Annotated in this window: 15 protein-coding genes and 1 pseudogene; 11 read left to right on the top strand and 5 right to left on the bottom strand. The window is 66.1% G+C overall.

The genetic code is table 11. The annotated features are described in order from the left end of the window. The first annotated feature begins 8 nt into the window (after positions 1-8). The 6 genes from ACAG25_RS00895 (at position 9) to ACAG25_RS00870 (ending at position 4,410) form a co-directional block, all read left to right on the top strand. Positions 9-422, top strand: a complete 414-nt coding sequence (locus ACAG25_RS00895; protein WP_370486415.1) for a hypothetical protein — start codon at positions 9-11, stop codon at positions 420-422. A 1,332-nt stretch (positions 423-1,754) separates the two neighbouring features. Further along, on the top strand, positions 1,755-2,570 hold the full coding sequence (locus ACAG25_RS00890) for a sigma-70 family RNA polymerase sigma factor (protein WP_370486414.1): 816 nt from the start codon (positions 1,755-1,757) through the stop codon (positions 2,568-2,570). A gap of 232 nt (positions 2,571-2,802) precedes the next feature. Continuing rightward, entirely contained in the window at positions 2,803-3,006 is a 204-nt protein-coding gene (locus tag ACAG25_RS00885) for a hypothetical protein (protein ID WP_370486412.1), read from the top strand. 85 nt (positions 3,007-3,091) lie between these two features. Further along, positions 3,092-3,325 carry a hypothetical protein gene (locus tag ACAG25_RS00880; protein ID WP_370486411.1) on the top strand — a complete coding sequence of 78 codons (234 nt, stop codon included), beginning with the start codon at positions 3,092-3,094 and terminating at the stop codon, positions 3,323-3,325. Positions 3,326-3,341: 16 nt separating this feature from the next. After that, positions 3,342-3,617 carry a hypothetical protein gene (locus ACAG25_RS00875; protein ID WP_011780453.1) on the top strand — a complete coding sequence of 92 codons (276 nt, stop codon included), beginning with the start codon at positions 3,342-3,344 and terminating at the stop codon, positions 3,615-3,617. A 619-nt stretch (positions 3,618-4,236) separates the two neighbouring features. Beyond that, positions 4,237-4,410 (top strand): hypothetical protein, encoded by a 174-nt coding sequence (locus ACAG25_RS00870; protein WP_370486410.1) that lies wholly within the window; start codon positions 4,237-4,239, stop codon positions 4,408-4,410. 289 nt (positions 4,411-4,699) lie between these two features. On the opposite strand, the gene ACAG25_RS00865 is transcribed toward ACAG25_RS00870, so the two are convergent. Beyond that, positions 4,700-5,344 carry an isoprenylcysteine carboxylmethyltransferase family protein gene (locus tag ACAG25_RS00865; RefSeq protein WP_370486409.1) on the bottom strand — a complete coding sequence of 215 codons (645 nt, stop codon included), beginning with the start codon at positions 5,342-5,344 and terminating at the stop codon, positions 4,700-4,702. Continuing rightward, the gene (locus tag ACAG25_RS00860) at positions 5,344-5,970 is read right to left on the bottom strand and encodes a class I SAM-dependent methyltransferase (protein ID WP_152517221.1); all 627 of its coding nucleotides are present in this window, start codon (positions 5,968-5,970) and stop codon (positions 5,344-5,346) included. The genes ACAG25_RS00865 and ACAG25_RS00860 overlap by 1 nt, the downstream gene beginning before the upstream one ends. 406 nt (positions 5,971-6,376) lie before the next feature. Between ACAG25_RS00860 and ACAG25_RS00855 the strand changes: the two genes are divergently transcribed. From ACAG25_RS00855 to ACAG25_RS00840, 4 genes and pseudogenes are all read left to right on the top strand, one after another. Beyond that, entirely contained in the window at positions 6,377-6,784 is a 408-nt protein-coding gene (locus ACAG25_RS00855) for a helix-turn-helix transcriptional regulator (RefSeq protein ID WP_173012047.1), read from the top strand. Continuing rightward, a complete protein-coding gene (locus ACAG25_RS00850; RefSeq protein ID WP_152517222.1) occupies positions 6,781-8,745 on the top strand; it encodes a cation-translocating P-type ATPase in 1,965 nt (654 codons plus the stop codon). The genes ACAG25_RS00855 and ACAG25_RS00850 overlap by 4 nt, the downstream gene beginning before the upstream one ends. Positions 8,746-8,809: 64 nt before the next feature. Then, positions 8,810-9,409 carry a cadmium resistance transporter gene (locus tag ACAG25_RS00845; RefSeq protein WP_370486408.1) on the top strand — a complete coding sequence of 200 codons (600 nt, stop codon included), beginning with the start codon at positions 8,810-8,812 and terminating at the stop codon, positions 9,407-9,409. Positions 9,410-9,500: 91 nt separating this feature from the next. Further along, positions 9,501-10,068 (top strand): annotated as a pseudogene (locus ACAG25_RS00840) (TlpA family protein disulfide reductase). 48 nt (positions 10,069-10,116) lie between these two features. Here the strand turns inward: ACAG25_RS00840 and ACAG25_RS00835 are convergent. Both ACAG25_RS00835 and ACAG25_RS00830 read right to left on the bottom strand, forming a co-directional pair. Beyond that, on the bottom strand, positions 10,117-10,461 hold the full coding sequence (locus ACAG25_RS00835; protein WP_011780444.1) for a DUF3703 domain-containing protein: 345 nt from the start codon (positions 10,459-10,461) through the stop codon (positions 10,117-10,119). A 141-nt stretch (positions 10,462-10,602) separates the two neighbouring features. After that, a complete protein-coding gene (locus ACAG25_RS00830; RefSeq protein ID WP_370486407.1) occupies positions 10,603-10,986 on the bottom strand; it encodes an ArsR/SmtB family transcription factor in 384 nt (127 codons plus the stop codon). A gap of 24 nt (positions 10,987-11,010) precedes the next feature. Here ACAG25_RS00830 and ACAG25_RS00825 point away from each other — a divergent pair, with 24 nt between their 5' ends. Continuing rightward, complete coding sequence (locus tag ACAG25_RS00825) at positions 11,011-11,697, top strand: DsbA family protein (RefSeq protein WP_370486406.1); 687 nt, start codon at positions 11,011-11,013, stop codon at positions 11,695-11,697. Positions 11,698-11,744: 47 nt separating this feature from the next. Here the strand turns inward: ACAG25_RS00825 and ACAG25_RS00820 are convergent, their stop codons facing one another. After that, positions 11,745-12,071, bottom strand: coding sequence for an alkylmercury lyase (locus ACAG25_RS00820; RefSeq protein ID WP_370486405.1), 327 nt, complete (start codon positions 12,069-12,071; stop codon positions 11,745-11,747). Positions 12,072-12,359 lie beyond the last annotated feature (288 nt).

Genomic DNA, 12,359 nt, shown 5'->3' with positions numbered 1-12,359 from the left:
TCCCGGTCATGACAGCAGCAGGAACGTCCAAGTTGGAAGCCCGGCGACGGGCCGTGGAAGCGACCCGGCGCGCCAACGAAGCGTGCGCTGCGCGGGATAAAGCGAACATCGACGACGCCACGAACTTTCTATACGAGGTCGGCAAGGTCGCCGAGGTCGAGGTTTGGAAGAAGGAGCGTATGGCCCAGCTGCGCGAGCAAGTCGACGCCGAAGCTGCGAAGCGAGTCGCTACCCACCGAGCGAAGGCCGGCGCGGCGATTGCACGCATGCAGGGCCGTGGTGAGACGCTGACCACGATCGCCGCACGGACAGACGTCGGGATCGGAATGGTGCGGACCATTCTGCGGCACGCTCCGAAAGTCGAGAAGTCCACGCCCAGCAACGGTTCGCATGCAGTTGTCGGCGGCGATGGGGTCGCCTAGTCAGCAGCGAACCCCAGCGGTGTCGCTCCCGACAATCTCTGGGCAGACTCGGCGTGACGGCGGAGATGCCGGGCGGCGGTGTGCCGAGAGTCTGGAGCATAGTGGCGCGACCAGGCCGCGGTGCACGGGTAGCACGGTGCTCAGCTGCCCGCTGTCGAGCGCACCGACACGCGACAAGGAGCCGCGCTGGCGGCGGTCAGCTCTTGGTCCGACGTAGCCGGCCCGAGTGGGCAGCGTCCGCCACTGCGGCCGCGGCGTGTGTCGGTGCCCGGTTCTGGGGTCGAAGGTTACGAAGAGCGCGGGCCTACTGATTGCGATCGGCAGCTGCATGCCGCCGAGATTGCGCGCTTCCATATTCACGTCGTCTGCGGGCCAAAGCCTTCGGACTGCGACATATGGCCCGTGCGGTCGGGAAGGACGGCTACGACCGGTTCTACCTCACGCGCGACGGCGTGGGGTTCTGGGTGCGTCCGTATCGCTCCGCGTCGGCGATCGCAGGTCGCAGGGTGGCAGCGGGGGAGACTGGCTTACATGAGTGCGACAACCCGGTATGCGTGAAGTGCATGGCCGACACGGATGTTCGACAGCACGTCGTTTCCGGCTCGCAGGACAACATGGAGTAGATGGCGCGGATGCGTCGCGGCGGTGGCCGCCATACGGTGCAACGTTTCGACAGTCGCGATGTGCGGCGCGGACCTTCGGTGGCGCTGCGTATGCGGTACGGCACGGCTGGAATGCTGCAGCGGTGCACGCGGCGCAGCTTGGCGACCAGCCCACGCTGTGGTGAGCACTGCGTCTCGCTGAGGTGCTCGAACGCGGTGTCGGCAGTGGGCCCCGGGGCCGGGGCCCACGCGGGCCGTGGCGCGCCGTGTCGCAATGCCCGAGCCGAGGAGCTGGAACGGGCTGAGCAAGGGCCCCGCTGCAGCGTTCAGCGGTGGTGAGCTCATACAGGCCGGTGTGACGTGTAGCGCGTGCCCGGTTGAAGCCAGGAGGAGCCCGGTATTCGGTCCTTGCGACCGACCCGGGCTCTTTGCTTTGAACAGCGTTGCCCGCGGCTGAAAGCCCACCTTCCTTCTTGGCAGCTGCACGACGACGAGCGACCGCGACCCGAGAAGCCGCGTACGACGCTTTTGGGTTGGGCCGCCAGTAGCCCCTCGTTCTATGCCGAGGTTTGTCGGCTCGACCTGGGACAATGGCGCCAGCACGGCCGCGACCGCTTGCCTGGAAAAAAACTTTCTCCGGGTTTCAGGGGTCCGCGGTACGTGCGGACTTAAGAGGAAGCGACAACCGTAGGGATCGGTTGTCTCTTTCTCGCCTCCTGGAGATGTAGCCATGGATCGACCGGCCCGCCGCCCCGGCCCGCCCGTTGATGCCGCGCGCTTACAACAGGACATCCAGGCCGACATCCAGCACATCGACGATGGCGTAGTCAGTGCCTGGCTCGACGACCCTGATCTCACCGCCGAACTCGCTGACGAACTGGAACGAATCCGGCGTCTTCAAGCAGACGAGGAGCTGCTGTTGGCCCTGCAGTTGCACCAGTTCACCGGCCGGCTGTGGGAGCGGTTTTCCCGCGAGCTGTCCCGTTACGGCCTCGGGGTGCTGCGCGCCTGGATCCGCCACGGCACCATCTACGGCAAGGCCAAGGCGCTGACCGGCTACGGGCTGGGCCGCATCGAGGGCTGGCCCGACGATCAGACCATCGACGACATCGCCACCGACACCGTGGTCGCCGCGCTGATCTACTTCCGAGACAAGGTGCTGATGACCCACCGCTGGCAATCCTCGGGAGGCGCGTCGCTGGGCACCTTCTTCATCGGCCAGTGCCTCTATCAGTTCGCCAACATCTACCGCAGCGCCCTGCGGGCCGAGAAAGAGCGAATCCAGGAGGCCACCACGCCGATGGCCGAGCTGCCCGAAGACCGGTTCGACATCATCAAGGGCATCGAGGAGACCATCGTCGCCAACGACACGGTGGCCGAGGCGATGGCGCTGCTGAGCACCGACCGGGCACGCCGAGCCCTGTTCATGCAGGAGCACGGCTTCACCCAGCGCGAGATCGCCGACGAGCTGGGCCTGCCTGACGCCAAGAGCGTGGAAAACCTCCTCGGCTATCAACTCCGCCAACTCCGAAAGAGGACGTCGTGACCACCATCAAGCACCTCACCGCACTCATCAACGCCAGCTCGTTGGGCACCCGCACCGCGCGGGCAGCACGCAGGTCGGTGACCGCCGCCGAAGGCGACGCACTGGCCCGGCGTGCGGCTGAGGGCGGCCATGGGCACGACGACTCACAGGAATTCAGGGTCGAGCCGCCCAGCGCACTTATAGACCGGTATCCGGCTCAACACCGGGCCGGAAAACACGAAAGGACAAAACAATGGCCAAGGGACATAACCGCAGCGCAGCCACCGGTCGCTACGTCAAGGCGTCCACCGCGGCGCGCAACCCCAAGACCACGGTCACCGAACGGGGCTCCAACCGCAGCAGTGGAACTCATCACCGCAGCGCCATCACCGGCAAGTTCGTGAAGGGCTCCACGGCCGCACGTCACCCCAACACCACGGTCACCGAACGCGGTTGATTATCAACCGAATTCGGCGGTGTCCCCTCGGCTGGACAGGCGGGCTGAGGGGACACCAGACCGACCACTTCTGAGAGGCAATCCGATGATCCGTACCACCGTTGAAGCCCTGGGCGGCGCGCAAGCTGTCCCCAGTGAGCTGATCCCGGCCCGCGAACTGCACCAGCACCTGATAAATCAGGTGGCCACCAGCGCAGGCAACGTCATCCTGGCCGATACGGCCGGCAAGCCCGCGGCCGTCGTCATGTCCATTCAGCGCTATCAGCAGCTGCTCGATGAGCTGAACTCGCTGCGCGGCAACAACTCCAACGACACCTGACAAGGGAGGGCATCGCGTGTTGACCGACGACGACGTGCTGACACTGGATCGACGAGCCCGTGAGGTCGGCCGCCACATCGGCTGGGATCTGCAGTTCGTCGTCGCGGGCAATCCCGAGTTCGTCGGCCTGGTGGTTGGCGGCGGGGCTGATCAGGCTGAGCAGATCGTCGTCCTGGGGCCCAGCCGCATAGCCGATCTCGCCGTCCATGAGATTGATCTTGCGCTCGACGCGCTCCAGCGCGGCGATCCGCACATCGTGCTCGACGAAGACGGCGACCCCCGCCTGATCTGAATGCGGCTCGTCCTTCGCGGGCAAATTCTGAACCCTCGCGGGAGGGGCGTCCGTCCCACGTGGCCAGCTCCGTCTCGGGTAGTGGGTCGTCGAAGTCATCTGAGACCGCAAGGTCGGGCAGCTGACCGAAACGGCGCGGGGGAGCGGGGGACAGAGGCAGCGTCGACTCGGTGTCACCGCACTCGCTCGTCACGTCTCCAGGATAGGGAAGTCGGAACATCTGGCGCAGGAACTGGGCAGCCCGCTCTCCCAGCCAGGCGACACGCCCAGGATGCTTGCTTCCATGCTGGCGCATCTACCTGCGAGTACAGTGAATGAGGTGCCGTTAGTGCGCCCAAAATCCGGTTAGCGCGCAGTAGCTCGACTGTGCCCACATCCAGTCGCTACCGCGAAATCTTCCTCCCGCCCCTGCTGGCGGGGTCCACCGAACAACTGGCGTACACAGCCAGTTCCGTATGTCGTCCAGTCATCCAAATGTAGTGCTGGACTGATCTTTTCATGGTTTTACCATGAAAGGGCGCGCTTATTTGCGCGTTGAAGTCGGGGTCTTCCCGGCTTTTTTTGTGCCCGGCCATCGGTCGGGCACTTTTCTGTTGGTACACCTCGCAAGGAGGTCAACGTGGTCGTCTCGGACGCGTGGAATCTGGTCTGGATTCTGCTTGTACTGGTGATGGTCAACCGGGCGGTGTTCTGCCGGCGCGATGAGCCGATGGAGCGCATCATCGCCTTCCTGAAGGGGCTGGCCGAGTTAGTCGGCGCTGCCGCGGTCGCGCTTCGCGAGTGGCGGCGTTAGCCCTCTTCTGATGAGCACTCTTGTCACCGGGAGAATCCTGCCGATGCCGCCGTAACCGCCTGCGCGCCGGACGGCCACCGTCAGCGGCCCCCGCATGCGCACACCACGCTGGCTTTCGCCTCGCAGACGTCGAATCTCGATTTCGACGCGCGAGGCTTTTTCATGCCCGCACTCGGATTGGGATATATGCCTAGCATGCGGGCGATCTGGGCGCGGGGATGCCAGGCCTGCTCATCGAGAGGCTTGGGCGGCGGCGATGGTATCGACCGTATGGACTGGGTAGGAGTGATCAACTTTTGTCCCCTTTCGATGTGGCAGCGCGACGGTCGGTGCGGAGGCGTCCCAGTCCGGGTAGGAAGCGACCAACTGTGGCGGTGTAGCGGTCATAGGGTTCGCCGTGGATGCGGTGCAGGTGGGGCTCCTCGATGCGGCGCACTTGGGTTTCGATCCCAACGAGGGCAAGGACCCAGCCGATGAGTGCGACGAGGTTGGGGACCATGAGCGCCAGGCCGAGGATCGTGACTAGCACCGCGGTGAAGATGGGGTTGCGCACCCAACCGAATGGGCCGCTGGTGACCAGTGCGGTGCGTTCACTTTGGTCGACCCCGATCCGCCAGGACGCGCCCAACGCCATCTGCGCACCGAAGGCGGCCAGGATGCCCAGAACCGCCAGGACCACGCCGAGCACGTGAATGGGAGGGTGCTGCAGCACGCTCACCGGCGCTAGCCCCAGCCAGTGCGCCAAGGGGCCGCCGACACCCACCATGAGGTAGCCGATGTCGGTGGCGGTGAGTGCCGACCAGCCCAGCGAGCCGCGCGGTGACAGTGTGCGCCGGTTGCCGCTGTCACCGGTGCGGTGCCGCTGGATAACGGTGCGCAGCGCCCCGGCGAGCAGCATCATGACCACGAACAGGGCCAGCGCGGCCGCGGCCATCACCGCCCACCGTCCGCAGTGAGTGGCTTGGCGGCGACGCCGAGCAGGTAGTCGCCTTGGATGCGGGTCGCCGATCCGAGAATGACCAGGCCGTGCCGGCCTAACTCGTCGAGGAAGTCCTCGGCGGTGAACCGGTCCTCGGTGGGGTGGTCGAACAATCGCCGGTAGGTGGGGCGGCTCAGGGCGTGGGTGGTGACTTCTTCGAAGTAGAACCGCCCGCCGGGGATGAGCACTCTGGCGGCTTCGGCGACCGCAGCGCGCCAGTCGGGGATGTGATGGATGATCCCGAAGTCGAACACCGCGTCGTAGCTGCCATCATCGGCGTTGAGCGCCTCACGCAGATCGGTGGCGCTCCCGGTAGCCAGGTGTACCCGGTCGCCGTAGGGGGCGAGCCGGGTTCGTGCCCGCTCGATCATCGCCGGGTCCAGATCGACCGCGTCGATCCGCGCGGCGCCGAAGCGCTGCAGCACCAGCTGCGAGCCGTAGCCCGACCCACAGCCAATTTCGAGGGCGCCGCTGCCCGGGGGAAGCCGACCCCCGAAGCGCAGCAGCACCGGCACCTCATAGAGGCGCTGCAGCCAGCGCCGAGGTGGCGAGTTGATCAGAGCTGTTTCTGCCCGGTTCATCAACACCGCAACTCCTTCCACTCAGTAGCGGTTGCCACAGCGTCCGAATGATCGCCCTTCGTCGGTGGCATCGCCCTTAAACGATCTATGGTAGACGCTATCATCGTTTAGTGACGATGAATAGGCTTGGCGGTAATGCAGCTGCCGGTCCGCGCTGGGGCGGCGCGGCGCGGCTGCGGCCGGGTTGCTGGCCTTCACCGGATCGATCGGCCCCACTGACACCCATGCCCACCATGCCGTTCAGATCATCACCGCAACAACGGCGTTCACGGTGCTCGACGAGCACGGCGCGCGGACACTGCGGCACGGAGGTGGTCGTGCCCGCCAACGCGACACACCGGATCGAGGTCGGCTCGGAGTCCGACCTCACTTCGAAATATCGCCGGCGACCGGGTATCATCGTCATATGGCGATGAATAAGGCGGATGGCTGCCTCACCGGAACCACCCCGGGAAGTTCGAATCTGGATGCCGCGGTGGCACTGTTTCACAGTCTCTCCGATTCGGCCCGGTTGGCGATCGTGCGCCGCCTGGCCGACGGGGAGGCCCGCGTGGTCGACTTGATCGGCGAGCTGGGCCTGGCGCAGTCCACCGTGTCGGCGCACGTGGCGTGCCTGCGGGACTGCGGCCTGGTTACCGGGCGCCCCGAAGGCCGGCAGGTGTTCTACTCGCTGACCCGCCCCGAGCTGCTCGACCTACTGGTCTCGGCCGAGACGCTGTTGGCCGCCACCGGCAACGCCGTCGCGCTGTGCCCCAATTACGGAGCCCGCTCCGGCACCGTCGCGACGCAGGGTACGCAGGAGGCTCACCGATGAGTGATGCATGCGGCTGCGGCAACGACGAACCCCGCGGCACCGAGGAGCAGGAGCGTGAGCCCGAGCGGCTCTGGCAGATCAAGGAACTGCAGTTCGCCGCCCTCTCGGGGGTGTTCCTGCTGGCAGCGGTGATCGCCGGGTTCCTCGACGCTGCTGAGCCGGTCGTCGTGGCGCTGGAAGCGGTGGCGCTGCTGGCCGGCGCCTACACCTTCGTGCCGTCCACCCTCAAGCGGCTGGTGAAGGGCAAGATCGGGGTCGGCACGCTGATGACCATTGCCGCGGTGGGCGCGGTGATCCTCGGCGAGGTGGGTGAGGCCGCGATGCTGGCTTTCCTGTTTTCCATCAGCGAGGGTCTGGAGGAGTACTCGCTGGCCCGCACCCGCCGCGGGCTGCGCGCGCTGTTGTCGCTGGTCCCCGACGAGGCGACCGTGCTGCGCGACGGCGCCGAAAAGACCGTGGCGCCTGCGGATTTGCGGATCGGCGACCGGTTGCTGGTCAAGCCCGGTGAGCGTGTCGCGACCGACGGCATCGTCCGCCACGGACGCACCGCGCTCGATGTCTCGGCCATCACCGGCGAGTCGGTTCCCGTAGAGGCCGGGCCCGGTGATGAGGTGTTCGCCGGGTCGATCAATGGCACCGGGGCACTCGAAGTGGAGGTCAGCACCACCGCCGAGGACAACTCGCTGGCCCGCATCGTGCGCATCGTGGAGGCCGAGCAGTCCCGCAAGGGCGCCTCGCAACGCTTGGCCGACCGGATCGCCAAACCCCTGGTGCCCGGAATCATGATCGTCGCCGGGCTGATCGCGGTGATCGGCAGCCTGCTCGGGGACTCGGCCACCTGGATCGAACGTGCGCTAGTGGTACTGGTCGCCGCCTCACCGTGCGCCCTGGCGATCTCAGTGCCGGTCACCGTGGTGGCCGCCATCGGCGCCGCCAGCAAGCTCGGCGCGCTGGTCAAAGGCGGCGCCGCACTGGAAGGGCTGGGCAAGATCCGCGGCGTCGCACTGGACAAGACCGGCACGCTCACCGCGAACCGGCCCGCCGTCATCGACGTGGCCACCACCAACGGTGCGACCCGCGAGCAGGTACTCGATGTGGCAGCGGCTCTGGAAGCGCGCAGCGAGCACCCGCTGGCCGCGGCGATCCTCGCCGCAGCCGAGGACGTCATTCCCGCCACCGACGTCGAGTCCGTCACCGGCGCCGGGCTCGCCGGCCACCGCGACGGACACACGCTTCGCCTCGGCCGGCCCGGCTGGCTCGACCCCGGCTTACTCGCCGGCGACGTCACCCGGATGCAGCAGGCCGGGGCCACCGCGGTCCTCGTCGAAGACAACGGCCAGGTGATCGGTGCCATCGCCGTGCGCGACGAGTTGCGGCCCGAGGCCGCCGAAGTCATCGCGCAGTTGCGCCGCGACGGCTATCACGTGGCGATGCTCACCGGCGACAACCACGCCACCGCCGCAGCGCTGGCCCGCGACGTCGGGATCGACGCCGTGCACGCCGAGTTGCGCCCCGAAGACAAGGCGCGGCTGATCGAACAGCTTCGGGCCCAACGCCCCACGGCGATGGTCGGCGACGGCGTCAACGACGCACCTGCGCTGGCCACCGCGGACGTGGGCATCGCGATGGGCGCGATGGGCACCGACGTGGCCATCGAAACCGCCGACGTGGCGTTGATGGGCGAAGACCTGCGCCACCTGCCCCAAACGTTCCGCCATGCCCGCCGGGCGCGGCGCATCATGCTGCAAAACGTAGGCCTGTCCCTGGGCCTGATCATTGCCTTGGTGCCGCTGGCACTGTTCGGCGTGCTCGGGCTGGCCGCGGTGGTGCTGGTCCACGAACTCGCCGAGATCGTGGTCATCGCCAACGGCGTGCGGGCCGGGCGCACCACACCGCTGGCCGCCGCGCCGGTCGATCAGGCAGCCAGCCATACCCGCGCGGCAGTGGGCGCGTCGTCGTGACCGGCCACACCGCCGTTGTGACTAGTCGGCGGGTCAGCAAAACCGCAGACACGAAAGCAACCCCATGATCCTGTCGTCAGTGCTGCCCGCAATTGGGCTGTTCATCGTCACCAACATCGACGACATCATCGTGCTCTCGCTGTTCTTCGCCCGCGGCGCGGGACAACGCGGGACAACCGCCCGGATCACCGCAGGGCAATACCTGGGGTTCGCGGGAATCCTCGGCGCGGCTGTGCTGGTGACGTTGGGTGCCGGAGCGTTCCTTCCCCCGCAAGTCATCCCGTACTTCGGGCTCATACCCCTGGCCTTGGGACTATGGGCGGCATGGGGAGCCGGGCGTAGCAATGACGACGATGACGACGATGGCAAGGTTGCCGGCAAGAACGTCGGTGTCTTAACCGTCGCAGCAGTCACCTTCGCCAATGGCGGGGACAACATCGGGGTCTACGTTCCGGTCTTCTTGAGCGTGGAACCGGCAGCCGTGGTGGCCTACTGCGTCGTCTTCCTCACGCTCGTCGCGGTGCTGGTCATCGCCGCCCGATTCGTCGCCACCCGCCGGCCGATCGCCGAAGTCCTCGAACGCTGGGAACACATTCTGTTCCCGATCGTCCTGATCGCCCTGGGCATCTTCATCCTGGTCAGCGGCCTCGCCTTTGAGAACTAAGCAGCCACCAACACCGGCAGTGGAACTCCGCGACAACGTGGTCGTCGCGAGAGGCGTTCTCGTGCCTAGACTCCAGCGATCTGTCGCCGTCGTGGCAGCCCTTGTCGCCGCTACGGCCTCGCTCACCGGCTGCACCACCGGTGAGGACGCCGTAGCGCAAGGCGGCACGTTCGACTTCGTATCGCCCGGCGGGCAGACCGCGATCTTCTATGACCCTCCCTTCGGCGCGGGGCACGATCGGCGATCTGAGCGACCCGATCTGTTCACCGATGAACCGATCCGGCTGTCGGATTTCACCGGCAAGGTGGTCCTCATCAATGTGTGGGGCTCCTGGTGTGCTCCCTGCCGCACCGAGACTCCGGAGCTGGAGACGGTGTACGGCGAATATCGCGACCGGGGCGTGCAGTTCGTCGGTATCGACGTCCGCGACAACCGGGACACCGCATGCGATTTCGTCACCGACCGCAACGTGCAATATCCCTCGATCTTCGACCCCTCGCTGCGCAGCCTCATCACTCTGGGGACGTACCTATCCGACCAGCGTGGTGCCCCCCACCATGGTCCTGGACCGCCAACACAGGGTCGCCGCGGTGTACCTCATGGCGCTCCTCGCCGAAGACCTACGGCCACTGCTCGACCGGCTGACCACCGAGCCCTGACACCCCACACCGACGGCAGCTTCGAGGGCCCGGTCGCCGTGGCGGTGTTCATCTGCTGGTTACGGCTGCGGCGAGGTCGTCGGGAATGGGCATCGGTGTCATCAGTCCTGCCGTGACGCGGCCGGTGTTGCCGACGGGATACCGACCGGTCATCGACCCGGGGGCAGCGACAATGAGGCGCAGCACCTGCCCGAGTGCTTCGCGGCGGTTGCGCTGGCGCACGGCCAACACCAGCATGGCGGCGTGGTTGCCGGTGTGCAGCCACGGATCTGGCTGCGACACGATGTGAGCCCGCTCCAAATGTCGCCACCGCACCAGCGAATCGTCGGCTTTCCTGGCGGCGTCCATCTCGTCTCGATACACAAGGCGGGCCTGCGCACTGATCCTCGGCATCACACTCACGCTCCTATCCTGCGGTCGGCAGCTCGGGCATCGCAGCAAGACTGCTACCGCGACCAGCTGCAAAACTGTTACTTGTCAACGCTTTTCACGTCCGCCCGGAAGTCGGCCGCGGACTGCGGGCTACAGCAAGCATCAGCCACGATTCGGGCTTACTCCAGCAACCGCGGCCATACCGGTCAGCACCGCTGCCGTCAACTGTCGCCCGCGCTCGGTCAGCCGATACATGACCATCTTCCCCTGGCGCCGCGAGGACACCAGTGACGCATTCTTGAGCTGGCGCAGATGGTGCGACACCAAACCTTGAGACAACCCGACCACCCAGGCCACGTCGCAGACGCACAATTCCTCGCCCGCGGCCAACGCGGCCGTAATGGACAGCCGGGTGCCATCCCCCAACCCACGCGCGGCCGCGGCGGCGGCCTGCACCGTGGCGCTGTCGGGCACCGCGGCCCGGATCTCCTCCGCGTGGAGCAGGCCTAAACACAGAAGATCGCACGTATCGAGCGGCTCGGCCATATCGATATACTAAAGTACGTTGATATGAACATGAAGGGCCTCGGCTCGATCCTGGCCAACACCCGCGTGCTCCTCACGCTCTTCGTCATCGCGGTCGCAATGGTGGGGACCGTGGTGTTTCTCTCCGTTCGCGACAAGGACTCAGCTCCCGACATCGCACTTGACGGGTCACCAGCCGGGCAGACGGTCAGGGAGAACAGTCACCGGCTCAACTCAGTACCCGACAGCGAGGTCTATTTCGTCGAGTTCCTCGACTTCGAGTGCGAAGGCTGCCGGGCGCTCTATCCCGCGGTCGAGCAGCTGCGCGCCGAGTACGGCGACCGGGTGAACTTCGTGCTGCGCTACTTTCCGCTGCGATCCCACTTCAACGCCGAACGCGCCGCACGCGCGGTGGAAGCCGCCGCCCAGCAAGGCCAACTCGAAGCCATGTACCGCAAAATGTATGAGACACAAGCCCAGTGGGGCGAAAAGCAGATCCCCGCCGATGACGTGTTCCGCGGCTTCGCCCAACAACTGGGCCTGGACATGGAGGCCTTCGACGCCACCTACAACGACCCCGCGACCCTGGAACGCATCCAACTCGACATCGCCGACGGCACCGCACTCGGCGTGCAGGGAACTCCCACCTTTTTTATCAACGACGAACGGATCCAGCCCCGCAGCTACGACGACCTGACCACCGCACTCGACCAGGCCTTGGAACGTGGATAGGGCCACTGTCTCGTCTTCTAGCAGGACGCGCGAATACAGAGCCCGGTTCACAAGCCGTCAATGAGTCGATCAGCAGCCCGGCGCCGCAACGCCCCGGTCAGCTGTGTGACCGTCGGCAACCCCATCAGGCCCGCATCGGTCTGGTACAGCCGGCACGCCAACTCGGTCACCGGCAGCGCATCGTCAAAAGCGTCTGTGCCATCGAGGAGGATGGTTGGAGAGCCCGCGAACGGCAAGGCCGCCGCCTCTGTGTCCGTAGTGACTCGCCGATAGGTGATCTCGACGTCAACCAGTCCTGCTGCTGCCGCGTCCACACGCGCACCGACTTCCTGCCAGTTCGGGCATCCGTCGAAATAGAGAATCTCCACTCTCATGTGCCAATTATGGACGCCATCGCTAAGGGATCACCCTCAACCAGGGGCCTCTCCGCACCCCACCCTGAATCTCGTTTCTAAAGAAATGAGACGGCCTTGCATGGCTCACGCTGTAGTCGCATCGCGCCAGGTCGCGGTGTCTCATGTCTTATCTCACACGGCATGTCTTAGATCCTCGATGTCGGAACGAGACGGTGGTGGTGCGACAAAGCGATCCGGACGCTCGAGCACCGCAGGAGAGGACCTCGGTCCGTAGCTCATCGCGCTTGCCGCAGCTGGTGTCGAACC

The sequence above is a fragment of the Mycobacterium sp. pV006 genome, from assembly GCF_041287115.1.
In the GTDB taxonomy this organism is placed as follows: domain Bacteria; phylum Actinomycetota; class Actinomycetes; order Mycobacteriales; family Mycobacteriaceae; genus Mycobacterium.
This window is presented reverse-complemented; position numbering and strand designations above follow the sequence as displayed.

Coding starts and splice junctions, on each gene's coding strand:
- ACAG25_RS00895 (WP_370486415.1), top strand. CDS start 9: ATGACAGCAGCAGGAACGTCCAAGTTGGAAGCCCGGCGACGGGCCGTG.
- ACAG25_RS00890 (WP_370486414.1), top strand. CDS start 1,755: ATGGATCGACCGGCCCGCCGCCCCGGCCCGCCCGTTGATGCCGCGCGC.
- ACAG25_RS00885 (WP_370486412.1), top strand. CDS start 2,803: ATGGCCAAGGGACATAACCGCAGCGCAGCCACCGGTCGCTACGTCAAG.
- ACAG25_RS00880 (WP_370486411.1), top strand. CDS start 3,092: ATGATCCGTACCACCGTTGAAGCCCTGGGCGGCGCGCAAGCTGTCCCC.
- ACAG25_RS00865 (WP_370486409.1), bottom strand. CDS start 5,344: ATGGCCGCGGCCGCGCTGGCCCTGTTCGTGGTCATGATGCTGCTCGCC.
- ACAG25_RS00860 (WP_152517221.1), bottom strand. CDS start 5,970: ATGAACCGGGCAGAAACAGCTCTGATCAACTCGCCACCTCGGCGCTGG.
- ACAG25_RS00855 (WP_173012047.1), top strand. CDS start 6,377: ATGGCGATGAATAAGGCGGATGGCTGCCTCACCGGAACCACCCCGGGA.
- ACAG25_RS00850 (WP_152517222.1), top strand. CDS start 6,781: ATGAGTGATGCATGCGGCTGCGGCAACGACGAACCCCGCGGCACCGAG.
- ACAG25_RS00845 (WP_370486408.1), top strand. CDS start 8,810: ATGATCCTGTCGTCAGTGCTGCCCGCAATTGGGCTGTTCATCGTCACC.
- ACAG25_RS00835 (WP_011780444.1), bottom strand. CDS start 10,461: ATGCCGAGGATCAGTGCGCAGGCCCGCCTTGTGTATCGAGACGAGATG.
- ACAG25_RS00830 (WP_370486407.1), bottom strand. CDS start 10,986: ATGGCCGAGCCGCTCGATACGTGCGATCTTCTGTGTTTAGGCCTGCTC.
- ACAG25_RS00825 (WP_370486406.1), top strand. CDS start 11,011: ATGAACATGAAGGGCCTCGGCTCGATCCTGGCCAACACCCGCGTGCTC.
- ACAG25_RS00820 (WP_370486405.1), bottom strand. CDS start 12,071: ATGAGAGTGGAGATTCTCTATTTCGACGGATGCCCGAACTGGCAGGAA.